20 protein-coding genes and 2 pseudogenes are annotated in these 24721 nt (G+C 45.1%); 11 read left to right on the top strand and 11 right to left on the bottom strand.

The window, feature by feature from the left end; all coding sequences use genetic code 11:
- Window positions 1-9: 9 nt before the first annotated feature.
- Window positions 10-714 (top strand): hypothetical protein, encoded by a 705-nt coding sequence (locus AB4161_RS08880; RefSeq protein WP_004736898.1) that lies wholly within the window; start codon window positions 10-12, stop codon window positions 712-714.
- Between the two features lie 183 nt (window positions 715-897).
- Window positions 898-2388 carry a sodium/proline symporter PutP gene (gene putP, locus AB4161_RS08875; RefSeq protein WP_372083248.1) on the top strand — a complete coding sequence of 497 codons (1491 nt, stop codon included), beginning with the start codon at window positions 898-900 and terminating at the stop codon, window positions 2386-2388.
- 638 nt (window positions 2389-3026) lie between these two features.
- Here putP and AB4161_RS08870 read toward each other — a convergent pair.
- Window positions 3027-3197 carry a hypothetical protein gene (locus AB4161_RS08870; protein ID WP_017071239.1) on the bottom strand — a complete coding sequence of 57 codons (171 nt, stop codon included), beginning with the start codon at window positions 3195-3197 and terminating at the stop codon, window positions 3027-3029.
- A gap of 278 nt (window positions 3198-3475) precedes the next feature.
- Between AB4161_RS08870 and AB4161_RS08865 the strand changes: the two genes are divergently transcribed.
- Entirely contained in the window at window positions 3476-3964 is a 489-nt protein-coding gene (locus AB4161_RS08865) for an Lrp/AsnC family transcriptional regulator (RefSeq protein WP_004732526.1), read from the top strand.
- 108 nt (window positions 3965-4072) lie between these two features.
- Here AB4161_RS08865 and AB4161_RS08860 read toward each other — a convergent pair whose 3' ends face one another.
- Window positions 4073-4777, bottom strand: a complete 705-nt coding sequence (locus AB4161_RS08860; RefSeq protein WP_017065155.1) for a hypothetical protein — start codon at window positions 4775-4777, stop codon at window positions 4073-4075.
- 286 nt (window positions 4778-5063) lie between these two features.
- Window positions 5064-6914 carry an ABC transporter ATP-binding protein gene (locus AB4161_RS08855; RefSeq protein WP_372083229.1) on the bottom strand — a complete coding sequence of 617 codons (1851 nt, stop codon included), beginning with the start codon at window positions 6912-6914 and terminating at the stop codon, window positions 5064-5066.
- Between the two features lie 586 nt (window positions 6915-7500).
- Here AB4161_RS08855 and AB4161_RS08850 point away from each other — a divergent pair.
- Window positions 7501-8475, top strand: coding sequence for an arginine deiminase-related protein (locus AB4161_RS08850; protein ID WP_102393786.1), 975 nt, complete (start codon window positions 7501-7503; stop codon window positions 8473-8475).
- Between the two features lie 133 nt (window positions 8476-8608).
- Here AB4161_RS08850 and AB4161_RS08845 read toward each other — a convergent pair whose 3' ends face one another.
- The 6 genes and pseudogenes from AB4161_RS08845 to AB4161_RS08820 all read right to left on the bottom strand — a co-directional run bounded on the left by AB4161_RS08845 (window position 8609) and on the right by AB4161_RS08820 (window position 13871).
- Window positions 8609-9241, bottom strand: a complete 633-nt coding sequence (locus tag AB4161_RS08845) for a triacylglycerol lipase (protein ID WP_050647609.1) — start codon at window positions 9239-9241, stop codon at window positions 8609-8611.
- Window positions 9242-9375: 134 nt separating this feature from the next.
- Window positions 9376-9575: pseudogene (locus AB4161_RS08840) on the bottom strand (AraC family transcriptional regulator); the annotation flags it as partial.
- An 18-nt stretch (window positions 9576-9593) separates the two neighbouring features.
- Complete coding sequence (locus tag AB4161_RS08835) at window positions 9594-10169, bottom strand: mechanosensitive ion channel family protein (RefSeq protein ID WP_017070158.1); 576 nt, start codon at window positions 10167-10169, stop codon at window positions 9594-9596.
- Window positions 10169-11104, bottom strand: a complete 936-nt coding sequence (locus tag AB4161_RS08830; protein ID WP_017062015.1) for a CorA family divalent cation transporter — start codon at window positions 11102-11104, stop codon at window positions 10169-10171. The genes AB4161_RS08835 and AB4161_RS08830 overlap by 1 nt, the downstream gene beginning before the upstream one ends.
- Window positions 11105-11431: 327 nt before the next feature.
- Window positions 11432-13054, bottom strand: coding sequence for a phosphoethanolamine transferase (locus AB4161_RS08825; protein ID WP_372083228.1), 1623 nt, complete (start codon window positions 13052-13054; stop codon window positions 11432-11434).
- A 232-nt stretch (window positions 13055-13286) separates the two neighbouring features.
- Entirely contained in the window at window positions 13287-13871 is a 585-nt protein-coding gene (locus AB4161_RS08820) for a porin family protein (RefSeq protein ID WP_065584469.1), read from the bottom strand.
- 192 nt (window positions 13872-14063) lie between these two features.
- Here AB4161_RS08820 and AB4161_RS08815 point away from each other — a divergent pair, with 192 nt between their 5' ends.
- Window positions 14064-14603, top strand: a complete 540-nt coding sequence (locus AB4161_RS08815) for a hydrolase (protein WP_372083227.1) — start codon at window positions 14064-14066, stop codon at window positions 14601-14603.
- Here the strand turns inward: AB4161_RS08815 and AB4161_RS08810 are convergent.
- Window positions 14600-15463 (bottom strand): MurR/RpiR family transcriptional regulator, encoded by an 864-nt coding sequence (locus AB4161_RS08810; protein ID WP_229647596.1) that lies wholly within the window; start codon window positions 15461-15463, stop codon window positions 14600-14602. The genes AB4161_RS08815 and AB4161_RS08810 overlap by 4 nt on opposite strands.
- A 117-nt stretch (window positions 15464-15580) precedes the next feature.
- A complete protein-coding gene (locus AB4161_RS08805; RefSeq protein ID WP_372083226.1) occupies window positions 15581-16855 on the bottom strand; it encodes an amino acid deaminase in 1275 nt (424 codons plus the stop codon).
- 176 nt (window positions 16856-17031) lie between these two features.
- Between AB4161_RS08805 and AB4161_RS08800 the strand changes: the two genes are divergently transcribed.
- The 6 genes and pseudogenes from AB4161_RS08800 (at window position 17032) to AB4161_RS08775 (ending at window position 24674) form a co-directional block, all read left to right on the top strand.
- Window positions 17032-18465 (top strand): amidohydrolase family protein, encoded by a 1434-nt coding sequence (locus AB4161_RS08800; protein ID WP_372083225.1) that lies wholly within the window; start codon window positions 17032-17034, stop codon window positions 18463-18465.
- A 103-nt stretch (window positions 18466-18568) separates the two neighbouring features.
- The gene (locus AB4161_RS08795; RefSeq protein WP_102431864.1) at window positions 18569-18961 is read left to right on the top strand and encodes a RidA family protein; all 393 of its coding nucleotides are present in this window, start codon (window positions 18569-18571) and stop codon (window positions 18959-18961) included.
- 38 nt (window positions 18962-18999) lie between these two features.
- Window positions 19000-20394: pseudogene (locus AB4161_RS08790) on the top strand (sodium:solute symporter family protein); the annotation flags it as partial.
- A gap of 90 nt (window positions 20395-20484) precedes the next feature.
- Entirely contained in the window at window positions 20485-21432 is a 948-nt protein-coding gene (locus AB4161_RS08785) for a sugar kinase (RefSeq protein WP_372083224.1), read from the top strand.
- A 20-nt stretch (window positions 21433-21452) separates the two neighbouring features.
- Window positions 21453-22082 carry a bifunctional 4-hydroxy-2-oxoglutarate aldolase/2-dehydro-3-deoxy-phosphogluconate aldolase gene (locus tag AB4161_RS08780; protein ID WP_055319259.1) on the top strand — a complete coding sequence of 210 codons (630 nt, stop codon included), beginning with the start codon at window positions 21453-21455 and terminating at the stop codon, window positions 22080-22082.
- 141 nt (window positions 22083-22223) lie between these two features.
- Entirely contained in the window at window positions 22224-24674 is a 2451-nt protein-coding gene (locus AB4161_RS08775) for a family 20 glycosylhydrolase (protein ID WP_372083223.1), read from the top strand.
- Window positions 24675-24721 lie beyond the last annotated feature (47 nt).

The following is a 24721-nucleotide window of genomic DNA, read 5'->3' as shown; positions in this document are numbered from 1 at the left end:
AGCAGTATCATGGTTCATCAAGTGACAGGTTTTTCTGATGCTTTCTTGGCGTGGGAACAATGGAATCTTACCGATTTTGATCATAAGAGTGCTCAGGTACTTGCATTCAAATCAGAGATCGAAAGCCAATCTACGTCTTTGGCGGCAGTGGCAACTTATCACCTAGAGCAGGCCTCTGCGCTGCTTTCTGAGCAGCACCTAATGGCTGGCCCGACTGGTGAAACAAACGAGCTGTATGCTGCAGGACGTGGTGTGGCTTTGGTGATTGTTGATGATTGCCAAGACAAAGAGCCAGCACTGCAAACAGCAACCGCGATGATTACCGCAGCACTATTAGCGGGTAACAGCGTGCAATTGTGCAGTGATGACGTGCAATTCAACACCTTGATCGCTGATGCAGCGAAACAAGCGAATTTACCGACGAACTTGGTGCAGGTTGCTTCGTACGACGCGGCTCAACAGCTGCTGTCTTGCGATGTACGTAGCGCAGGTTACGTAGGTAACTCACAAACGGCTCAAGCTATTAATTTACAACTTGCTAAGCGTGACGGTGCCATCGTCAGTTTAGTAGCTGAAACGGATCTGACAGCAATGCATGTTGCTCACGATCCACACTTATCGCTGCGTTTCATTACCGAGCGTACGCGAACTATAAATATAACAGCCGTGGGCGGTAACGCGACCTTGCTCGAACTTGGAAGCGAAGCTCACTAACCTTCAGTAACATTGGCTCTAAGCACTTTTGTTTTCTCCATTGTTGGTTTCACCATCTTTGGATTTAACTCATAGTGCCTTGGAGCCTCAATACCTAACTCAATGCACTCGCTTGCCTTTACGGTGAGTGTCTTGCATTGAATTAGGCATGGAAGGCTTTTTACAAATGAGGACTATCAAATGATAGAAAACAGTTTTGCAATAACGACGACGTTCATTGCGTATCTAATTATGATGCTGGCAATCGGTGTTATTGCTTACAAACGTACTTCTAGCTCGACAGACTACTTCCTAGGTGGTCGTTCGCTAGGCCCATGGCCTGCTGCACTTTCTGCTGGTGCATCAGACATGAGTGGTTGGCTACTACTTGGTCTACCGGGTTACGCTTATGCTGCTGGTTTTGAAGCATTCTGGCTTGCTGGTGGCCTGCTAGTTGGTACTTGGGCGAACTGGTTAATCAGTGCTAAGCGTCTGCGTACTTACAGCATTACAACAGAGTCACTGACGCTACCTGAGTTCCTATCTCGTCGTTTCAATGATAATTCTAAGCTGATCCAAACAATTTCTGCTTTCTTTATCCTTTTATTCTTCCTTTTCTACACAAGTTCTGGCTTGGTAGCAGGTGGTAAATTGTTTGAAACAGTATTCGGCCTAGATTACACAACAGCGGTAATCATCGGTACAGTATGTGTGGTTTCTTACACGCTATTTGGTGGTTTCCTTGCGGTATCTTGGACGGATTTTGTTCAAGGTCTACTGATGTCTGCTGCGCTATTGATTGTACCAATCGCAGCGATGAACGGTGGTCTTGGTCAGCTATCGACTGATCTTCACAACATCAACCCAGAGCTTCTCACGCTATGGAATGATGTGAAAGGTGAGCCACTTTCTGCTATCGCGATCATCTCGCTAGCGGCATGGGGTCTAGGTTACTTCGGTCAGCCACACATCCTTGCTCGTTTCAAAGCAACACGTAGCAACAAAGACCTAACAACAGCGCGTCGTATCGCGGTGGTATGGTCTGCTCTGTCTATGGTTGGTGCAATGCTAGTAGGTCTTGTTGGTCTAATCTACGTGACTAACTCTGGCGCGCCTAAGCTAGACGATGGCGAGAAGATCTTCATGCTTCTTGTGAACGCGATGTTCCACCCAGTAATCGCAGGTATCTTACTTGCTGCAATCCTAGCGGCAATCATGAGTACTGCGGATTCACAGCTACTTGTATCTTCATCTGCACTAGCAGAAGATCTGTATAAGCAAGTACTTAAGAAAGATGCGACGTCTGAAGAGATTGTTCGTGTAGGCCGCTTCGCGGTTATCCTAATCTCTTTGATTGCACTTGTGCTAGCGATGACGCCAGACAGTTCAGTACTTGGCCTTGTGTCTTACGCATGGGCTGGTTTTGGTGCTGCATTCGGCCCAGCTATTGTATTGAGCCTGTACTGGTCTCGTATGAACCGTAACGGCGCTCTCGCGGGTATCGTGGTTGGTGGTGTGACTATCGTACTTTGGAAACAGTTCACGGGCGGTTGGTTCGATGTGTACGAAATCGTACCGGGAATCATCCTATCGACTCTTTCTATCGTTATCGTGAGTCTAATTACGGGCGAGCCTGAAGACGAAGTTAAGAAGCAACACGCTGAGTTCGAGAAGAACCTCGTTGAGCTAGACTAATTTACATTGTAAAAATACCAATGAATTAGCAAAAGACATGAACAATAGAGTCACTTCGGTGGCTCTATTTTTTTATGTGAGTACGACCTTTGTCTTATTTCAAATTAAGTTTATTCGAGGTTTTCTGATATTGAAATGGGGGTTTACAATGTAAATCGAAAGCGAAGGATCTTGAGCGAGAAATGAAAGGTCTGTCTTGTTGGTGGCGTTTGATGTCAAAAAATAAAATAGAAAAATGGCTATTTTTTGAACTTGGCGCTCACTTTTGTCATTAGCTCGGTGAATTGTGGAACCGAATTGGACATGATGTGTCAATTGTCAGTAACCACTAAAGACCTATAGGACAAAGGTATGCCTGATCTCTATTGCAAAGGATGTAAAAAAACAACACTACATAAGTCTATAATGAAACGTTGTGAATCAGAGCCCGAGACAGCTTCTGGCCGTATGATGCAATGGACGTCAAAACTATTTAGTGGAAACCTGTACTACGATATGGAAACTCAGCACTTCTGCCGCACGTGCAATTGTCGTTGCGAAACTGGAAGTGCTGTTCCCCAAGTTGGCCTAGCCTAACTCATAGTAAGTGCTTACTAACTTGATTCAAAAAACCTCCGTGCTAGGAGGTTTTTGTGTTTCTAAGCAGCCTTGAGTGCAAGCTCAGCTTCAATGGCATTGCCATCAATCTTCACTTCCCATCCATAGTTTGAGTATTCACTTGCTAGTGCCTGAGCAACATCTTTTGATACCGTTACGTGTGTCCATGAACCAATACCGTAAGGTTTATATGCGAGTTCTTGCGTTTTCATAATAGAGTCATCCTTTCTCTTTGATAATTATATTATTCACTTTGGCCTATATCCTTTCTTTCGTTTCCGGCTCAACTTATTTGTTAATCGGGTCATTTCTATAATAATTTGTTAATAACCAGAGTTTGATTTATAAGGGTTCTTATCTATTTGTATGTGTTTATATCTGGCGTGAATATCATCCGTGCATTTAGTTTTTAAATGTGTGAGCGAGGTTTTCTTCGATTGCACTTGGTATGGAATATACTGAGCGGAATTTAGAATGTTTAAGGAATGTTATGTCTCAGCATCAGCTCGATCGTATCGATAAAGAGATACTAAGAATTCTGCATATGAAAGGGCGTTTACCTGTTGTTGAACTGGCAAAACAGGTCAACCTTACGACGTCACCTTGCTCTGATAGACTCAAGCGATTGGAGAAAGAGGGCTACATCACGGGCTATCATGCTGAGCTTTGTTCAGAAAAGCTGGGACTCGATGTTCAAGTCTTTATCCATATCCGTCTCGATCAGACTAGCTTTTCGATCTTCGACAAATTTGCCCAAGCCGTGGAAATGATGCCTGAGGTGGAAGAGTGCTACTCACTGTCGGGTGACTTTGACACCATGATCAAGGTTCGAGTGAAAGACATGAAGGCGTACCAAGCGTTTATGGCAACGAAGTTGGGCACCTTGCCTGGTGTGATTCAGACACGTAGTGAAGTGGTGATTGAAGAGCATAAAAAGGGCTTCGGCGTGAACCCTGAGTTGTTGGCAACTCTAAAATAGTGGCCTAATTTCGCTTACCAACGTGATTTAGATATAAAAAATGGAAGCAATAAGCTTCCATTTTTTGTTGAGCGTCAGATAAAGAGCAATCCGATAAACTTGTTCGCCTTAAAGCGTAATGGCCGCAGAGATTAAGCCAATCACACCACCGAATACACCGCCCCAAACCACAAGCCAGCCAAGGTGTTTCTTGATCATGGTCTGAACCATCTCTTTAACCAGCTTAGGTGTTAGTTCATTCAAGCGCTGATCGATGATCGCCTCAATGTTTTCTTTGATTTCATCCATCATCGCAGGCGATTCTAGCTCGTCTTTGATGGCATTTTTTACAGAATCACTCTTGCTGATTTCAATCACAGATTCTTGCATCTTCTCAACAAACGGCGCTTTCATTGGCTCTAGTGCTTCTGTGCCACCAAACATTGCCAACATACCGCCAAATTGAGAGTTCTCGATAACATGCACCAGTGAGTCGAATGCAGGGTTAAAGTCGATCTTCTGAATCACAGGCTCTAGATTGAGCGACTTTCCTGTCATCTCGCTGCTTAGGAAGCGGTCGATGTTACTTTCTGTAAAGAATTGCTCCATCATCAGTTGCTTGATGGCTGCCTTGAACTCTTCAAAGCGCGCTGGAATCACTCCAGAACCGTATAGGCCGGGTACTTTCTCGAACAACATGTGAATCGCAAGCCAGTTGGTGATGGCACCAGAAAAGGCGAATAGGCCTGCATAAAGCAAGTATTGGTTTGCTGTCGCATAGCCGCCAGCAAGCAGCGCTAACGCGATAACGTTAGTTAAGACACTTTTGTTCATGGTTGATCTCTAGAAAGAATATTGCGCGCATTTTAAGAAAAAAACGCCAAGAAAAAAACAAAAGGATCGATGAAGTTTATTGGACAGGTAGCAAAGAGCGCCAAATAGCAGGCATAAAAAAGGCTAGCCTCCCCCCGAAGTCTAGCCTTATTCCAGAACGCGCAAGCGAGGCGTCTTTGGTGTTAATGTCATTATATAATTACGACATAACATTCTGCCATGTGTAATTTACCGCTAATAAACAAATTGCTGTGAATCACATCGCACTTTTAAAATAGCACAAAAATTAAGCGTTTGTAGCTTGCTCAAGGTCATCGGCAATGAAGCCACCGGTTTGGTGATTCCATAGCTGCGCATAAATACCATTCTGGTTAATCAGCTCTTGGTGCGTGCCTTCTTCTACGATATTGCCGGCATCAAGCACGATCAGGCGATCCATCGCTGCGATGGTCGACAGGCGGTGTGCAATCGCAATAACCGTTTTGCCTTCCATTAGCTCAATCAAGCTCTCTTGAATCGCTGCCTCTACCTCAGAATCGAGTGCAGAAGTTGCTTCATCGAGAACAAGTAATGGAGCATTCTTTAGAAGAACACGTGAGATAGCCACACGTTGACGCTGACCACCAGAAAGCTTAACGCCACGTTCACCCACTTGAGCATCGTAACCAACGTTGCCAAACGGGTCGGTTAGCGTTTCGATAAACTCATGCGCGTGTGCCTGTTTAGTCGCCGCGTATACCTCTTCGTCTGATGCCTCTGGTCGACCGTAAAGAATGTTGTCTTTGATCGAACGGTGCAGCAGTGAAGTATCTTGGGTCACCATACCTATGTTGCTACGCAGAGAATCTTGAGTAACGCTCGAGATCTCTTGGCCATCAATCAGGATGCGACCACTTTCTACATCGTGGAAACGCAGTAGTAAGTTAACTAGGGTCGATTTACCTGCACCTGAACGGCCAACCAAACCCACTTTTTCACCCGGTTTGATGTTGAGGTTTAGGTTGTTGATCACCCCCTTATTCTCACCGTAGTTAAAGCTGACGTTGTCGAAGTTGATGCCGCCTTGTGGAACGTCCAGAGGCTTCGCGTCTTTCTTGTCTTCGATAGCGATAGGCTTAGACAGAGTTTTAATGCCATCAATCACGGTACCTAGGTTTTCAAACAGGCCGCCGATTTCCCACATGATCCATTTCGACATGCCGTTGATACGCAGAGCCAAACTCACAGCAATCGCAATCGCACCTACTGTGATTGCGCTATCTAGCCATAGGTAGATAGAGATACCCGCAATGCTGAACACCAATAGATAGTTAGCGAATTCCACGCAGATGTTGAAGCCGGTTACCAAGCGCATTTGGCGGTGCACAGTATCTAGGAAGCCTTCCATGCCTTCTTCGGCGTATTCGGTTTCTCTTTTACTGTGTGAGAACAATTTCACCGTCGCGATGTTGGTGTAACTATCGACAATACGACCTGTCATTAACGATCGCGCATCCGCTTGCTCTGAAGACACGTCTTTTAGCTTTGGCACGAAGTGCAGTTGAATACCGATGTAAACGAATAGCCAAATCAGCATCGGAGCCATCAAGCGCCAATCTGATTCAGCAAGCATGAACAGCATCGCCGTGAAGTAAACCGTCACGTAGACAAACACATCGACCATCTTGGTCACAGTTTCGCGCACTGCAAGCGAGGTTTGCATCACTTTGGTCGCGACACGTCCGGCGAAGTCATCTTGATAGAAGGACAGGCTTTGCTTCAAAAGGTAGCGGTGTGCTAACCAACGAATCGACATTGGGTAGTTGCCCAGCAAAGTTTGGTGAAGCAATAGCGAGTAAACACTGATCAAGATTGGCATCACAACCAACAGCAGAATACCGAGCCCCATCAATGTCGATTCGTTGTCTGCTAAGAAAGTGTCTGGGTTGCTTGTTGATAGCCAGTCGACCAATTGCCCCATGTAACCGAACAGCGCGACTTCGATGATCGCGATGGTCATGCTCATCAACCCGAGCAAAATCAATGGTTTTTCGAAACCTCGAGTGTAATGGCGGCAGAATGCCAGTATGCCAGTAGGAGGTTGTATCGGCTCTCCCTTTGGAAAGGCTTCAGTAAAGCCTTCAAATTTCTTGTACATAGATTTCCCTTTATAAACTAGTGCATCTATAAGCGACTGCATCGTTGGTGCAGCTTTGTTTTTATGGTCTTGATTCGAAATTTAACTATCTTAGTTTGAAATTATATAAGCGCCCATGGGTTCTTATCAGTATTAAGTCATTCGATGGATTTTGTTCTAGCGCCTATTTAGGCACTTGGCTTTAAAACACTAAAACTTTGTCTAAGCGATACAGGAAAGGTCCAAAGAGTGTCTTTCATGACGCTTATTTTAGATTGAATTAGACAGGAAAAGTTAAGCTTATTTCAAACGTAATTGATTGTTATGCAACGGTGATAATCCTAACGTTAAATGGATTGAATTGTAATCAAAACTCGTGATGGGCGAGAAAATGGAATCAGAATATTTATCCATAAAGTGACTTAACGAATATGCATACAGTTGGTTCTTTCTGATGTGCTGTTATCTTGCAGTAAAAATTACCGAATAAACTGACTTTTGCAGGAATTGTTTGGGATAAATATTCAAATCATTATTCTTTTCAGTGAATCTTGTCGTAACAAGTTGTTTACAATTCTGAGGTAAATAAAAGATAGGGACGGTTGAGATGTTAAACCTACACAAAAAATCACTTCACATTACTAATGTTCAAAACGCCAATTGCGTTGTTATGGTGCCGCCAAAAGAATTTAAATTTAATGAAGAAACGGCACAAGATAATGAGTTTCAGCACAGAGTAAACCTGACCGAAGCCGAGGTAAAATTAGAAACCATGGCTGAGTTTAAGGCGATGGTCGCTTCGTTGCGTAAAGAAGGTGTGCAAGTTGTAGAGTTTGATTACCCAGAATTGGGCGTTGAAACTCCGGATGCTGTTTTCCCAAACAACTGGTTCAGTACCTGTAGTGATGGAAGCTTATTCACGTTCCCTATGGCGTGTGAAAACCGTCAGAATGAAGTTAAGCCAAATGCTCTTATTGAAGCGTTAGAAGCGTCGGGTCGCATTGTTAACCATAGCGAGTCTCTAGAGTCTTACATCGCGCAAGGTTCTTATCTAGAGAGCACGGGCGTGATGGTTATCGACCATATCAACAAGACCATCTACGCTGCGCTTTCTCAGCGTTGCGACCGTGAAGTATTAGAAGATTATGCGAAGCGTATTGGTTATTCTCGCGTGGTTTCGTTCCAAACGGCATTACCGTCTGGTCAGCCGATTTATCACACCAATGTGATGATGGCGATTGGTGATAACTTCTGCGTGATCTGTGATGAAGTGATTCCTGAGTTTGAACGCCGCTTTGTGGTGAAATCTCTTGCAAAAGACAAGCAAGTTATCTCGATCTCGATCGATCAGATGAACCGATTCTGCGGCAACATTCTGCAATTGGAAACCGTGAATGGCGATAAGGTAATCGCGATGTCTCAATCGGCTTACGATGCGTTTTCTCCAGCCCAGTTAGCTCAGCTTTCGACGCATGGAAAACTGCTGCCATTTAACGTGAAAACGATTGAAGACATTGGCGGTGGTTCGGTGCGATGCATGTTGGGTGAGGTGTTTTTACCAACGCGAGTAAATCGTCTGTAACAAGCACTCACTTTCAGTAATGAATCTTTGAATACCACTCTTATCGCAGAGTGGTATTTTTGTTTTTGTCTTTCACATATAAGAGAACAGAGCTCGATACAGGAGTCAACGCGCAAAAGCTAATGGAAATAAGCTATGAAGCGTCCTTAAAAGCTCTGTGTTCGATGAACTGAGCCGACAGTGTTACGACTTCTTTGGAGTAGACGAGCGCCGTGTGGTTGAGTTTGAGGGCGTAAGTATCCGTTGCTCCTCTCAGGTTGGCGTCTTCGAGTGTGACTGTGCCATCGCCCGGGTTTCTTCCCAGAACAATACGTCCGACTCCGGCGTCGTAGGTACCTGTAATCACGCCAATCGGCACATCAATATCGTAGTCACCCAGGCCATCGCTTAAGATCATTTTGCTCGAACCAAATATAAAACCAAGCCCATGATTCGACAGTGTTTTGGCGATAGTTGCCCCATTGTGCGGCGTCCCTGCGGTAATAATGCAGGTGTCGGCAAAATTGGGCTGATAAAACTTAAAGTAGTGACGAATGAGTAAGCCACCGAGTGAGTGACCAAAAAAATAGACCTCATCGTACTCATTAAAGCGAGCATTTACGAAGCGATTGAGGCGTTTGGCTGCAGAAGGGAAACGCAGCGAGTTGTAGGCAAACTTGTGCGTTGTAAAGCCGCGTTTTTTGAAGTTTCTATCCAGATACTGCATGATCAACGCAGGCATATATAGACCATGAATTAAAACTATATGTTTGTTTTTATTATTCATTTTTGTCCTCCGTCTGATGATGTCCCCAGTATATTTAGTCGCAAATCTAAACTCAATAAAACTTGCTACGAATGAGACACAAAAGGCAGAGGTGTAAGTTATAAACAGAGCGTTCGTTATAGAGCAAGGTTGGGTTAGTCCGATCTCACTCCACCATACACATCTATGGTTAATCCGCCTTGTTTGGCGTAAGTATTGGGTGTTAGACTTTTTACCTTATTGAAGCTTCTCTCTAATGTCCTTTATCGCCAAGTTTTGCAATCCATGTCGAACTAAGCTCTTTTAATATCTTACGAATCAGTTCGCTGTGTCTATCTGTTTGACTTGCCGATATCTAAGGCACCAGTAAATCTTATGATTCTGAATTTTCAGTTTTGGTTAGCTCAGTATCACCTGCTTCACTTTTTGCTTCCGGTTCAACCAAAACTTTGATTACGCCTTTTTGTAGGATCAGGTTATTAGGGTAGGTGATAATGTTGCCCGAACTGTGTCGAAGAATAACATGGAACATGGTGATATCGATGATCACACCGCTGATGTCTTCGTCTTTCTCCGCGACTCTTACTCTGTCGCCAATGCGATAAGGGAAGACGAAAAATATTAGTACGCTGGCTGTGAGGTTACTTAGAATCGACCATTGCGCGAATAAAGCGACACCCAGCACCGCAAATATCGAAGACAAGAACAGAGAAATATCACCAAAACCCAAGTTAAGAACAATCGTAAACACAGCGATGAAGAGTAGAAACAGAACAATATTGAAACACTTAATCACGAACTGCTTTCGCTTCAATTCGACACGCTTATTTTCCGCTAATGTTTCTATCCAGTTCTTACCCAAGCGTTTGATCACCCAATACACAGTGATAAGAAGTAAACCTAAAACTACTTGTCTAAGCCACATATTGGATTGCAAAAACTCAACCATTAAATAAACCTCAATTTTTTCAAAATAACGACCTCTGCCGCTATGACCACGAGCAGCCCAACGCAAAATAGTGGAAATGCTATCGGGTTATCTGTTCCGGGTATCCCAGCGATATTGACACCCAGTAAACCGGTGAAAAACCCAGCAGGGAGGAAAATACCTGCAATGATAGAAAATAGGTACGTATTTCTATTCATTTTTTCAGCTTGTTGCTGACTTAGGCTCGCTAAAAATACATTAATTTGTTCGATGTAAAACTCAACAGACTCGTTAATTCTCAGGATGGTATCAAGGCTGTTCTTTATATGACTGTTGTGCTTACTCAATGGCGCAGGTAGGTCACTCATTAAATCTTCAAAAACGTATTTCTGTGGCTTCAAATAACGCCTTAGTCTGAGTAGCCTTGAATGTAGAGCGTTAATGGATCTTATGTCGATATTGGATGTAGATTCTAACTCGTCAATTAATAGTTCGACGGGTGCTAGGAAGGTTGAAATACTGTGGTTGATTCCACGGATCATGCCCAACAACACATCAGGTAATGATGTAGGGCCTTGGTTTTGTTTGAGATCAGATATCAGATTACTGACCGCTTTTGAAGGAACTTTACGTGTCGATATTAAAGTGCCTTTGTACCATAAGATGCGTAGGCTAAGCATGTCGTCAGGGTTAGCACCTTCGTTTAGATTAATGCCTCGCAGAATCATCAAAAAACAGTCGTGGCCAAATTGTTCGAACCGAGGGCGGGTGTCATCGGTGAGTAATGAATCGATGATGGCATTTGGAACCGTATTACTGTGGAGCCATTCTCTCAAACCGTCAGCATCTCTTTGGCAGTGATACCAAGTTGATTGCTCGAATGAGGCTGGGCTGGTGGTGTGTTCATGTGCCACCCCCTCAGAAAATTGCCAGCTTGAAATTATGAAAGCGTCCATTCATTTGTCCTTAATGATATGACGTAAACATTGATATTATGCGCCATTCAGGCGCGGTATTGAACTGAGCTTAATCGTGGTAAGTTCAATGAGCGATGTGAGTGAGATGAAGTCTAATAAGACATGTTGGTCTTTGGAGTACGACGGACTCTTCCATTATTGTCTCTATTAAATGTAGCTCATTGTTTCATCGTTATAAATTAGCACTCTGGCTCCATGTTAGCGACGAAAAAAAAGAAAAGACCGAGGTCTTTTCTTTTTAGGAGAAGTTGAGGAGAGCTTGTTCAGGCAACTCGAGTTTTCCGATGGTTTACATAAGCAAAAGCACTACCGACACGCAGCAAAAATGTCTTGGTTCTCTCGATATTCTTTGGTTTGTACATCCATCAAGCCAAGTAAGGAGTCGAACAGGTTATCTTGGGAGAAGCTCTGTTCTTTGCCTGCCTTTCTTAAGCAGGTCTGGTTTATCCCTTTCTGCTCGGCGAAACCATCAGACATCCATAGGATCATAGGCACATGGGTTTGCTCTTTCGGAGCAAATGAATAAGGCATGCCGTGTAAGTAGACGCCATTTTCTCCCAATGATTCTCCGTGATCGGAAATGTACATCAGCGCGACATTGTACTTATCGGTGAGTTTCTCTAGCTTCTGAATAGCCTGTGAGAGAAAGAAATCTGTGTACAAGATGGTGTTGTCGTAGGTGTTGACCACTTGCTCTTTGGTGCAGTTTTCAATATCTGCACGAGGGCAATCAGGCGTAAATTTCTTATGTTCTTCTGGATAACGCTCAAAGTACGTTGGGCCGTGAGATCCGGAGATATGATAGAAAATGATGCTATCTTGTTTAAGATCTTGAGTATCTTGTTCGAAGTTCTCTAGCATGGCTGTGTCATAGCACACATCTTTATTACACAGCGGGTCGCTGTCTTTGGCGACGAGAGTCATCTCTTTGATTCGATGTGCGACCGCCTTGTCTCCACCATCGTGCTCTCGCCAGATAGAGTGAATGCCCGCGCGGTTCATAATGTCGACCACGTTATCTTGGTTGTAGGCTTTGTCGCGATCGTAGTTGCTTCGGTTCATGTTAGAAAACATACACGGCACAGAAACCGCAGTGGCTGTTCCGCATGACTGAACATCAGAGAAAAAAATCGGATTATAGGGTTTGGTATGAGCATTGGTTTCTTTCTCATAGCCATAATATTGGTAGTTATATACACGTGCTGTTTCACCAAGAACAAACACCAATAAGGTTGGTTTTTCAGCTTGTTTAGCTTCTGGTTTTAGCTGCGCATCTAAGCCGATTTCTTTGTAAGGAATCGGTTCTTTGATGTAAGTATTGTTGATGTATTTTGCGGTTGAAGCGACGTATTCGGTCGGAATGATCATCTTTTTAAGATGAGAGTTATTACGACCAATCGACACATAATCTTTGTAAAACAACCCGGCAATGATGGCAATGACGATCAACGAAGAGAGCAATCCAATCGCCTTCCCAATAGCAAAATCTTTCCAAGATTCTCTTTCAAGATCCGTAAATAAAAGCAGCAGTGACGGGACTCCTCCCATCAGAACAAACCATAAAATAGAATAGCTGCTTAGGTAGCTAGCAGCCTCTCCGCTGTTGGTTTCGAAGACGTTTTCTATCATTCCATAGTCTACAAAAATGCCGTAGTTGAACATGCTGTAGCTGACTAAAGAGGAAGTAAGTAGTAACAAGATAAAAAAAGCTTTGGCGAATATCGGCCAGTTGAATACTTGAAAGATAAAGTTGAATGCGGCGAGAAAGAAAAATGGGATCGAGATGATAAACCCAATGCTTTCGGCTTGTGAGGCACTAAGAATATTGAACAGTTCGCGTGAGATAGGCAAGTTAATGACAAGCAGGTAATACACTGCCAAAACGAAAGGGAGTTTGTTTATCGACATGTTTAAGCGTGGTAGATTCATAGGTCTTGTCTTCCTGTGTCACTTATCCCTTTATTTTAGTCTCGCTACCAAGAAAGCTCTAATATCAATGCATAAAGCTCAAATAGAAGGCGCTGAGCGATAAACTGGCTAAAGTGAAATGACGCTAAGGTGTGTAGATACAAAAAATTTACTTTACTGAGTGACCTTCATGACAAGGTGGAACAGCAAAGTGAATTAGTATGTTCAGCTTATTCTATGTGGTTCAATCACATTAGAAGTTGTATGAACCACCGAAGCTAATGCTTTTGAAGGCAAGCGTGTGGTCACCAGCTGATATCTGAGAGTTCTTAAATTGGACCGTGTCGTCTACGCTTACTGCATCCGCTTGCGAGATTAAGCGTAGCGTTAGGTGTTCGATTGGCGTGTATTCAACACCTACACCAAAGTGGAAACCCGTACCGCTGTCATCAGCGTAACCAGCACTCTTATTTGCGTTTAGGTCAACAGAGCTTAAACCAGCCAATACGAATGGGCGGATTGTGTTGTCGAATGTGTAACCAAGATTTGCTGACAAAGAAACAGACGTCGGAGACAGCTTTTCAGCGCTATTTTTGTAGTTTGCGTAATCTGTGTAGCCAAGTTCAACACCTACGATACGGTTGAATTGGTAGCCGCCGTATAGGTTGTAGCCCATGCCATCTGAATCTAAGCTACCGTGACCGTCTGTGTCAGAATCTTGGTAGACACTAAGTCCGCCACCAATGTACGCACCGCCGTCAGTACCTGCTGCTAAAGCTGGAAGAGAAACTGCGCTGATTAAACCCAGTGCTAATGCTGATTTCGTTATCTTGTTCATCTTTGTTACTCACTCTTAAATGTCATGCCAGTATCAATAATTTTTATTTTGCGACCTTTCGACCGTTGGTGAGTATTATTCCGTAGTCTTGTATGTATTACTGTATGGCTTTGTAAGCTGAATCGTTACATAGTAGAAAAAATACACATCAGGTTGCTTAGTGAGTCAGGCTGTTTAAAACAAGGAATAAACATGCTAACGAAACAAAACACAGGTTTGGTGGTTGTGGACGTACAAGGCAAGCTCGCACGCCTTGTTGATGAGAGCGATACGCTGATTGCTAATTGCGGGAAGTTAGCTCAAGGAGCGCAGGTTTTGGGGCTGTCAATTATTCGTTTGGAGCAGAATCCAGAGAAGCTAGGTGCTACAGTCGACGAACTTAATGACTTGCTGAATGATGCAAAGCCGATACCTAAATTCACTTTCAACGCGTGTGATGAGCCCAAGTTTGTTGAGGCGGTTCAAGCCAAGGATGTAGAGACTTGGTTAGTGTGTGGTATTGAGGCTCATATTTGTGTTTATCAAACCGCATTGGGTTTGTTGGAGCTTGGGTACAGGGTTCAGGTAGTTGGCGACTGTATTGGTTCACGGACAGCATTGAATAAGAAGTTGGCTATCAGCCGATTACAGGACGCTGGTGTCCAAATTACGGGATTAGAAATGAGCTTATACGAGCTAGTGAAAGATTGCCGCGCACCAGAATTTAAGCTCATTCTATCCTTGATTCGTTAATCACCGAGAGGCTGTCTATCGCCACCGCCTCGGTAAGAATCGAGCGCAACTTTCAAGCGACGCAGTTTGTCGCGCGAGCGGTTCTTGTGATTGACTGCGATTCCCATAGAAAGCACATCCACTAACGCCAACATAGCGTAGCGAGAAGCCGACGGCTTGTAGATGAAGTCGGTTTCCATATGCTTGATGGGTAACAAGATATCGGCAATTTTTGCTAGCGGTGTATCTTGTGGGGTAATCGCAATGATCTTAAGTCCGTACTGCTTAGCCAGCTCTGCCGTTTCTGTGATCACTGGTGTAAAGCCAGTCGCAGAGATCATCACCATTACGTCATTAGCATCTGCCGTGGCAGCAACCATACGTGACATCAAGCCATCGTTGTACGACACCACTGGGTAGCCTAAACGAAACAGTCGATGTTGCAGCTCTTGAGAAGCAATGGTTGAACCACCACCCATACCAATAGCAATGATCTGTCTGGCGTTATGCAGCCAGCTGACTGCGGTTTCAACGTCTTGCTCTTTGAACAAGGTGCGGTTGATGTCTAGGCTTTGCTTGATCGATTCGTAGATACCTTGATAACCCGTTTGGTCAACCGGTTCGAGGATAAAGCGCTGGCCAACGGTTAGCGTCTGAGCCAACTTAATCTTCATATCACGTACGTTGCTGCAACCGATCGCTTTAGCAAAACGTGTAATGGTGGCTTCACTCACTTGAGCGCTTTCAGCAAGCTCTGTGATGCTGGCATTGGCAGCAAAATCAATGTCGTCCATGATCAGCTTAGCGACTTTTTTCTCTGCATCGCGAAGAACAGGGAAACGCTCTGTTATCTGTGAAATGATATCTACTTCTAAACTCAAGAATCCTGATCCTTTGTTGATGGGGCTATTTGCTAATACCTAGTCATTGGTCGCTAAAGCTTAGCCCCGTTAGTATATCTTATTGTTTCGCTGATTCTAGCTTATCGAGAATTCGATTTAGAAACAGGTTTCCACCCAGTTTATTACCTGATGGTCGTCATCGCTGATGGCAATGTAGCGCCACTTATCGAAGGTTAAACACGGGTGTGAGGTTGAGAAGGCAATCATGTCTCCTACTTCAATCTCAGAAGAGCCGTCAGTTTCAACAAAAGTATGCTGATCCATCACGGAGGTAGCAGTCAGCCCTTTCACTGAGATCGCTTCGCCGTTGCGATAGCCGCGTTCGGCAATAGGTAAACCCGCATCAAAGGCCACATCACGCTTGCCTAACCCAACCACTAATTTGGTCGGTTCTGGGCGAGAGATTACATACGCCCATACTTCAAGTGCCGATTCCAGATCTCCACCCAATTCACACGCGTAACCTTGGTTTGCTTGGGCACGCTGCAACACTTTGCTTTGTGCGTCTAGGTAAATGCCTGTGTCGTGAATGGCATAGCAGCCCGGGCGGATGATCGCCAAGTAATCGGTTAGGTTCGCCAAACATTCTGCAACCACGTCATACCAAGCAGAACCAGCGCCCGTGATGATAGGTTGCCCTGCAATTAGGCCATCTGACGCGAGGCTTTCGACCGAGGTGAGCGCGTGATTTAAGAAGGTACGAATGTCTTGTTCTGCATTGTCACCGTGAATCACACCTTCATATACCTCAATACCCGCCAGCGAAAGGGCAGGTGTGTCTTGTATGGTTTGAGCCAGTTCTAGAACTTCTTGTGGTGAACGACAACCACAGCGACCGCCCGGTACACCAAATTCGATCAGTACTTTTAGTGTCTGTTTTGTATTAGAGAAATATTGGTTAAGTTGCTGCACGTTTACCGAAGAATCCACACAACAGTAAAAGTCGATATCAAACTCACTGATCAACTGTTCAACGATCGCCATGTTGGTTTTACCCACCAATTGGTTAGCCATGATGATGCGTTTTGCACCCGCCATAGCGGCAACTTCTGCCTGTGCAGGCGTTGCTACTGTAATACCCCAAGCGCCATTTTCTAGTTGTTGGCGGAAAAAAGCAGGTGTCATTGATGTTTTGCCATGTGGCGACAATTTAACCTGATGGTGATCGGCGAATGATTGCATCCAATTCAGGTTATTGGTTAAGGCGGATTGTTTGATAATTGCTACCGGGAGCGAAATATCTTCATCAACCAGTCGGTAAATACCGTTCTCAGATTGTGATATTGCTCTCCCTTTTTGGCCTTTTTCAGTCAAGATAAAACTATCGTTTTGATACTTTATAACATCTTTTTGTGCAGGGTTATGTTTCATTGCTGATTCCTAACATGACTTAAGTGGTTGTTATTTAATGTTTAAATATATCTGTAATGTGTTTTGTGGTAGAAACTATCACACAAATTAAAATATTATGTGTGTTTTGTCACTGAAAATAATCGGCTGGATTTCTAATATAGCTCCATCAACAAAGTGGATTGAGAGAGTGAGAAATGTTGTTCGATACGATAATTAAAAATGTAGAGGTGTTTGATGGCACCGGCGAACAATCGTTTTGTGCCGATGTAGCAATCCGAGATGGAAAAATCGCCGAAATTGGCAAAATCGATCATGAAGATTGCAGCCAGTTGGTTGAGGGAGCAGGCTTAGCATTGGCTCCTGGATTCATCGATGTACACACACACGACGATACCAATGTTATTCGTTACCCAGACTGCCTACCAAAGATCAGCCAAGGTGTGACAACCGTGATTGTTGGTAACTGCGGTATCAGTGCATCACCTACAGTTTTGGCCGGCGACCCACCAGACCCAATGAACCTTTTAGGCGCGCAGGTTGATTTCAAATACCCAACCTTTGCCGCGTATGCACAAGCAGTGGAGCAGGCGCAACCAGCGGTGAACGTAGCAGCGTTAGTTGGCCACACCACACTGCGTAACCAAGTGATGGACGACCTACAACGCACCGCAAGCGAAGAAGAAATTGCAGCAATGCAAAGCAACCTTGATTTAGCAATGGAGCAGGGCGCATTAGGCTTGAGTTCTGGTTTGGCTTACGCAAGTGCGAAGCAAGCCAACGCGAATGAGGTGATGCAGTTAGCGAAAGTGCTGTCTAGCCATGGCGGCATCTATACCACGCATATGCGTACCGAATTTGAAGAGATCTTAAGCGCGATGGAAGAGGCGTTTGAGACTGGGCAATACGCGAAAGTACCGGTTGTTATCTCTCACCTTAAATGTGCAGGTGCAGGTAACTGGGGCAGAACCGTTGAAGTACTTGATTTGATGGACAAGGTTTCTGAGTACCAAGATGTGTCTTGCGACTGCTACCCATACTCAGCGAGCTCTTCGACATTAGATTTGAAACAGGTGACGGACGATTTCGATATCTTCATTACTTGGTCTAAAGCAAAGCCAGAACATGCAGGCAAAACGCTTAAGCAGATTGCTGATGAGATGAACCTACCACTGATGGACGCAGCAAAAGCGCTTCAACCAGCCGGTGCGGTTTACCACTGCATGGATGAGAACGACGTAAAGCGCGTATTGAAATACAAGCTGACCATGGTTGGTTCTGATGGTTTACCCAATGACCCGCATCCACATCCAAGATTGTGGGGCACCTTCCCGAAAGTCTTAGGTCATTACTGCCGAGATGAAAAACTGTTTGCGCTACCAGAAGCGATTCACAAAATGACCGGAATGTCTGCGAAGCGCTATAACCTCGCGGGAAGAGGTGAGATTCGCCAAGACGCATTTGCCGATTTAGTTTTATTTGACCCAAAGAATATTAAAGACACAGCAACATTTGAAAATCCTATGTCAGTTGCTGAGGGAATCGAAAGTGTATTTGTAAATGGTGAGTTAACTTACCAAAAAGGAAAAGTAAAAAATAATCGTTCAGGCGTTTTTATTTACCGTAATTAGAATTTAATTATTTTATTAAATATACAGTAATAAGAAAACGACGAATTAATTTAAATATATTGGAACAGAACCAATATTATCTATAAAGAAGTGGAGTTAAAAAATGACTATTAAACGTTACGGTGTTGAAGGCGGTACAGGTACAGGCGGACAACATTTACCATTTGCACGCGCAACTGAAGCGGGTGGTTTCCTATACGTTTCTGGCCAGACACCGATGACAGATGGTGAAGTGGTAGAGGGTGGCATTGTTGACCAGTCTCGCCTAGCGATCCAAAACTGTGTCGATATCATGACTGAAGCGGGCTACGCCCTAGAAGACGTAATGCACGTAAAGGTTGTGCTAACGGATTCTCGTTACTTCCAATCTTTTAATAAGGTATTCAAAGAGTTCTTCGGTGCTAACCCACCGGCTCGTATCTGCATGGTCTGTGACCTAGTGGTAGACGTGAAGGTTGAAGTAGATGTGACTTGCTACCGCGCGGATCGCGTTTAGTAATAACCTAATCACAATTACCTACTTAGAGAGTATTACTGCCATTATTCTTAGTACTTGGTACAACAGTTGCGACTATGGTCGGCACGGGTTCAAGTATGGGCGCGGTTGGCTTTGGCTACGCAAATGGTTGGGCGGGTGCTCTGTACGGAATAGGCGGTGCTGTCGGCATCCTATTGCTTGCACTTTGGTTTGCTCCGGTTCGTAAACTGAACTTCATGACCATGAGTGAAGAGCTGGCTTATTACGTTGGCGCTAACCGAATCGTAAAAAACGTGGTTGGCCTACTTATCTTTATCGCGTCAATCGGTTGGTTAGGTGCGCACATTCTAGGTGGCGGCATGTACCTAGCGTGGATTGCAGACATCGACCTTAACCTTGCGAAAATTATTATTGCTGCAGCTTTCACTATCTACGTTGTTATCGGTGGTTACACAGCAGTTGTATGGACCGATACGATTCAAGCAATCATCCTTTTTGCTGGCTTCATCCTAATGGCGGTAATGTCTGTTGATCACATTGGTGGCATGGATAACCTTTACGCTGCGATGGACCCTGCTGCTACAAGCTTTTTAGCAATCGATAAACTGGGCATTCTGCCTGCTGTTTCTCTGGCTGTGGTTATCGGTGTGGGCGTACTTGCAACACCTTCATTCCGTCAGCGTATCTACTCTGGTAAAGATGTTTCAACTATCCGTCGCTCATTTGTCGCTTCTGGTGTGTTGTACCTTTTCTTCTCTATTATTCCAGCAATCATTGGTATGGCTGCGCACGCAATCGACCCATCATTGGATAACCCGAACTACTCGTTCCCATACGTAGCTGCAACGGTTCTTCCAGTTGGCGTAGGCATGATTGTTCTTATCGCAGGTCTATCTGCAACCATGTCGAGTGCAAGCTCAGATGCGATTGCCGGTGTATCTATCCTACTGCGTGACGTGTACGTGATGTTCACAGGCCGCGTACCAAACAAAGAATCAATGTTGAACTACTCTCGTCTAGCTTTGGTTGTGGTGATTGGCTTCGCACTACTGTTCGCACTGACGTCAAACGACATCATTGGCTACATCACTAAGATGATTTCAACGGTTATGTCGGGCATGTTTGTGTGCGGTATGTTGGGTAAATTCTGGAAACGCTACAACTGGCAAGGTGCGCTTGCAACACTAGCGGGTGCTTCTGTAGCTTCATTCGTAGTAATGTTTAACGCTGACTACACAGCCTTCTGGGGCAACCCAGTTATCCCATCATGTCTGTTTGCTCTAACGGCAGGTGTGGTTGTGAGCCTAGTGACTCCGGCTAACCAAGTAACACCTGAAATGGCAAAAGCGATTCTTGATGACGAGCGTGCTCTGATGGAGATGGAAATGTCTGAGACTGGCGTACTTGAAGAAGAAGCGGCACCTCAACGTCCTGCAAATCAAACAAGCTAAACCTAGTCTCCACAACTGGTTTGCTTAATTCAGGTCCTGCTTAGTGGCAGGGCCTTCTCCCACATATATCTCTCTATTTTAGGATCGGCTATGCCTGCATCTTCTCATTTCAATATTGCTTTCTTCGGCGAATGTATGGTCGAAATAAGCGGCTCTCCATTAACCAAAAAATTTGGCGGTGACACGCTCAATACCGCGCTTTACCTTTCTCGCTTAACCCAACATCAAAACCTGTCTGTTCATTACGCGACTGGTTTGGGTAGCGATGAACTGTCTCAAAACATGATTGATAGCTGGCAACTAGAAGGCATTCAAACCAATCTCGTTGAACGTATTCCAAACAAGTTGCCCGGTTTGTACATGGTAGAAACGGACGAAACGGGTGAGCGACATTTCCACTATTGGCGCAATGACGCGGCAGTAAAATCTTACTTTCAAACTGACGACCTGAATAAGCTTGAAATCGCGCTGACAGAGAAACAAGTCGACGCGGTTTACATCAGCGGTATCAGTATCGCGATTTTAGATGACGCCTATCGTGAGCGCTTATTCAAAGCTATCAGCGTGTTCTCAAACCAAGGCGGCAAGGTGATTTTTGATAACAACTATCGCCCGCAACTTTGGAGCACCGAGCAAGCTAGACATTGGTATGCCAAGTTACTGCCGCTGGTGGACATCGCCCTGATTACTGAAGACGACGACCTGCTTGTCTGGGGGAGCTCAGAGAACGTTCAACAACGTTGCCTTCGTTTGGGTTGCCAAGAGATCGTCATCAAACGTGGCTGTGAGCCATGCAAGATTGTTCAAATTGAACAGGACGATATTGTTGAGAATTATGTTTCAGCGACTCGTGTTTCTAACGTGGTCGACACCTGTGCGGCGGGCGATTCATTCGCCGCGGGTTATCTGGCGGCGCGTCTTACAGGTGAGAGCACCAATGATGCAGCTGAACTGGGTCACCAACTGGCTTCTACCGTTATTCAATACTCAGGCGCGATCATCCCGGTAAGCGCTATGAATCACTTAATTAAAAAATAGAAAAACAAAGCGAATTTATTATGTCTCAAGAAATGATCAACACACTTAAGCAGTTCAAAGTTATCCCTGTTATTCAAATCAACAAGGTGGAACATGCGATTCCACTAGCAAAAGTGTTAGTAGAAAACGGCCTGCCAGTCGCAGAAGTGACGTTCCGTACCGAAGCGGCAGCGGATTCGATTCGTGCGATGCGTGATGCCTACCCAGAGATGTGTATCGGTGCTGGTACAGTATTAACGCCAGCGCAGATCGACCTTGCGAAAGAGGCGGGCAGCGAATTCATCGTAGCACCGGGCCTGAATCCAAACACCGTAAAACGCTGCCAAGAGATCGGCATGCCAATCGTTCCGGGCGTAAACAACCCAAGCCAAGTAGAGCAAGCGCTAGAGCTTGGTCTTAACTTCTTGAAGTTTTTCCCAGCAGAAGCGTCTGGCGGCATCAACATGGTGAAATCTTTGCTAGCGCCTTACGTTGATGTGTCACTAATGCCAACGGGCGGTATCGGCAAACACAACGTGAATGATTACTTAGCCGTTGATCGCGTCGTATGTTGCGGTGGCACGTGGATGGTTTCTCCAAAGATGATCGAGAACGAACAGTGGGATGAGATCGCGGTGTTGGTTCGTGAAGCGGTTGAGTTGGTTAGCTAATCATAAGTTTGTGAGCTCATTCGTTTTTCACAGACGATAGGCTTTGAGCTCACGATAAACAACAGCAGTGGTTGATGGTTCTGTTTTGTGAATTGCCTCCGATAAACAAAACAGAACGCCCGTTATATAGGAAAACTAATAATGAAAAAAACTATATTATCCCTATTGATTTCAGGTTCAGTAGTGTCCCCAATGGCGTTAGCAATGGCTCCGAATACCGATCTAAATTTAATGCCGTATCCACAAACAGTCGAGCTGCAAGCTGGGCAAGTTAAGGTCGACGGTAACTTCAAGGTTTACATCAAAGGCTTTAACTCTGATCGCGTTGAATACACCGCGAAACGCTTTATCGATCGCCTAGAGCGCCAAACTGGCGTGCCGATTCTAAACTGGCAGGTTGATAGCGCCGACCAAGCGAACCTGATCATTGATATCGACGCGGCGCCAAAATCTGAAGTACAAAACATTGATTCTGTGGAGTCCTACAAAATTACGACTCAGGGCGAACAAATCACGCTGAGCTCTCCAAGCCCATACGGCACAATTCACGGCATCGAAACCCTTTTACAGCTCGTTGAAACCACAGCGACTGGCTACCACATTCCTGCTGTCACGATTGTCGATGAGCCTCGCTTCCGCTGGCGTGGTGTCTCTTACGATACCTCTCGTCACTTTATCGAATTCGATGTGCTGATTCGTCAGTTAGATGCGATGGCATCGGCGAAGATGAACGTTTTCCATTGGCACTTCTGGGACGACCAAGGTATTCGCATTCAAACCGAATCATGGCCACGTTTGTGGTCTGAAACCGCTGATGGTAACTACTACACCAAAGACCAAGTCCGTTACTTAGTGGAATACGCGCGTAATCTTGGTATTCGTGTGATTCCAGAGGTGTCTCTTCCGGGTCACTCTTCTGCGGTTGCTTATGCTTACCCGCGCCTGATGTCGGGTGGTGAAGGTCAAAGCTATGAGCAAGAGCGTGGTTGGGGCGTGTTTGAACCATTAATGGACCCATTGAATCCAGAGCTCTATGAAATGCTGGGCGACGTATTTGATGAAGTGACCGAGCTGTTCCCAGACGAGTATTTCCACATCGGTGGCGATGAGCCGAACTATGCGCAGTGGAAAAACAGCGAAAAGCACCAACAGTTCATTGAAGAGAATAATATCGATGGTGAGCGTGGCCTGCAGTCTTACCTCAATGTAAAAGTTGAGAAGATGCTCGAAGAGCGCGGTAAGAAGATGACGGGTTGGGATGAGATCTGGCATAAAGATCTGCCAACTTCTATCGTGATTCAAAGCTGGCAAGGGCACGATAGTATCGGTCGTGCAGCGAAAGAGGGCTACCCAGGTATTCTTTCTACGGGTTACTACCTAGATCAACCTCAGCCAACCAGTTACCACTATCGCAATGATCCAATGCCAAGTGGCATCACGGTTGACGATAAGCTGCACAGTGGTGAGAAGTTTGTGACTTACCAATGGCAAAAGCCTCGCTCTAAAGGCAGCCCACGTAAGGGAACACTGACTATCATTGAAGCGCAAGACGGCACGTTCCGCGCATTCAGTGATTACAACGGCAAGTCTCGTGAAGAGATCTACATCCTTGATTACGTGCCGGGCAAAACCTTTGTCGGCCACTTCGATAACTTCATGTCGTACACCGAGTTCAACCTGAACCTAAATCCAAATGGGTTTGCGGAAGGCAGCTATCAGTTAATTGGTAACGTGCGCTGGCCAACCACAGGTGAAGTGATTGCGAGCAGTGATGTTGAAGGCAGCGTGATCCCTGAGCCAAATGGTGGCTACCCTGCAGAGTTAACCGACAAAGAAAAAGAGCTGATTTTAGGCGGCGAGATCACCATGTGGCTAGAAAACAAAGACAGCCTCACGGTTGAAAACTACCTATGGCCACGTAGCTATGCAATTGCAGAGCGTTTCTGGTCGGATGCAGAACTGACCGACGAACGAAGCATGTATAAGCGCATGAAAGCGATGGATACATGGTCGGAAGTGTCGGTTGGGTTACGTCACCACGCCGATGCTGACATGTTGTTGAAGCGCATTGCAAAAGGCCAAGATATTCAAGACCTGCGCGTGCTAGCTAAATACACCGAGCCTGCTCAATACTACGCTCGCAACTGGGAGAAGTGGAATTCTACGGAACCTAAGGGCACTTTATACAGCCAATACGAGCGCTTAAACCGCTTCGTTGATGCGCTGCCTGTGGAAAGCTACGCCGTGTATGAGATGCAAGACTTGGTCAATGACATGGCGACAGGCAATCAACAAGTGCTTGAGCAACTTGCTGAGCATTATCAGCAAGCAAAATCGGCTGCACTAGCGGCTAAAACTGTCTTCGCTGGTAACGTGTCTTCGGTAGAGACTGTGGTGGTTGCAGAGAAAACCGTTGAAGTTGCAGATTTAGCATTAACTTTGATTGCTAAAGCGCAAGCTGGCGAGAAGGTAAGAGAAGCTGACGTGAATGCCTACCAAGCGATACTGTCTGATTCAGCGAAAATCTACGATGAATCGATCATCGCGATTGTGCGCCCAACAGAACTGTTGTTGAAGCAGTTAGCTGAGTAAGTCGTTAACGGATTAGTGAATAAGTCACACGCCAATAAGTGAATCAA

The organism is Vibrio sp. 10N.286.51.E5 (assembly GCF_041469125.1).
Classification (GTDB): Bacteria; Pseudomonadota; Gammaproteobacteria; order Enterobacterales; family Vibrionaceae; genus Vibrio; species Vibrio crassostreae_C.
This window is presented reverse-complemented; position numbering and strand designations above follow the sequence as displayed.

Bases quoted from the DNA above. Each gene is read 5' to 3' on its own strand.
- AB4161_RS08870 (WP_017071239.1), bottom strand. From the start codon at position 3,197: ATGAAAACGCAAGAACTCGCATATAAACCTTACGGTATTGGTTCATGG.
- AB4161_RS08860 (WP_017065155.1), bottom strand. From the start codon at position 4,777: ATGAACAAAAGTGTCTTAACTAACGTTATCGCGTTAGCGCTGCTTGCT.
- AB4161_RS08785 (WP_372083224.1), top strand. From the start codon at position 20,485: ATGCCTGCATCTTCTCATTTCAATATTGCTTTCTTCGGCGAATGTATG.
- AB4161_RS08855 (WP_372083229.1), bottom strand. From the start codon at position 6,914: ATGTACAAGAAATTTGAAGGCTTTACTGAAGCCTTTCCAAAGGGAGAG.
- AB4161_RS08780 (WP_055319259.1), top strand. From the start codon at position 21,453: ATGTCTCAAGAAATGATCAACACACTTAAGCAGTTCAAAGTTATCCCT.
- AB4161_RS08795 (WP_102431864.1), top strand. From the start codon at position 18,569: ATGACTATTAAACGTTACGGTGTTGAAGGCGGTACAGGTACAGGCGGA.
- AB4161_RS08845 (WP_050647609.1), bottom strand. From the start codon at position 9,241: ATGAATAATAAAAACAAACATATAGTTTTAATTCATGGTCTATATATG.
- AB4161_RS08815 (WP_372083227.1), top strand. From the start codon at position 14,064: ATGCTAACGAAACAAAACACAGGTTTGGTGGTTGTGGACGTACAAGGC.
- AB4161_RS08850 (WP_102393786.1), top strand. From the start codon at position 7,501: ATGTTAAACCTACACAAAAAATCACTTCACATTACTAATGTTCAAAAC.
- AB4161_RS08805 (WP_372083226.1), bottom strand. From the start codon at position 16,855: ATGAAACATAACCCTGCACAAAAAGATGTTATAAAGTATCAAAACGAT.
- AB4161_RS08800 (WP_372083225.1), top strand. From the start codon at position 17,032: ATGTTGTTCGATACGATAATTAAAAATGTAGAGGTGTTTGATGGCACC.
- AB4161_RS08775 (WP_372083223.1), top strand. From the start codon at position 22,224: ATGAAAAAAACTATATTATCCCTATTGATTTCAGGTTCAGTAGTGTCC.
- AB4161_RS08835 (WP_017070158.1), bottom strand. From the start codon at position 10,169: ATGGTTGAGTTTTTGCAATCCAATATGTGGCTTAGACAAGTAGTTTTA.
- AB4161_RS08865 (WP_004732526.1), top strand. From the start codon at position 3,476: ATGTCTCAGCATCAGCTCGATCGTATCGATAAAGAGATACTAAGAATT.
- AB4161_RS08880 (WP_004736898.1), top strand. From the start codon at position 10: ATGGTTCATCAAGTGACAGGTTTTTCTGATGCTTTCTTGGCGTGGGAA.
- AB4161_RS08825 (WP_372083228.1), bottom strand. From the start codon at position 13,054: ATGAATCTACCACGCTTAAACATGTCGATAAACAAACTCCCTTTCGTT.
- AB4161_RS08820 (WP_065584469.1), bottom strand. From the start codon at position 13,871: ATGAACAAGATAACGAAATCAGCATTAGCACTGGGTTTAATCAGCGCA.
- AB4161_RS08830 (WP_017062015.1), bottom strand. From the start codon at position 11,104: ATGGACGCTTTCATAATTTCAAGCTGGCAATTTTCTGAGGGGGTGGCA.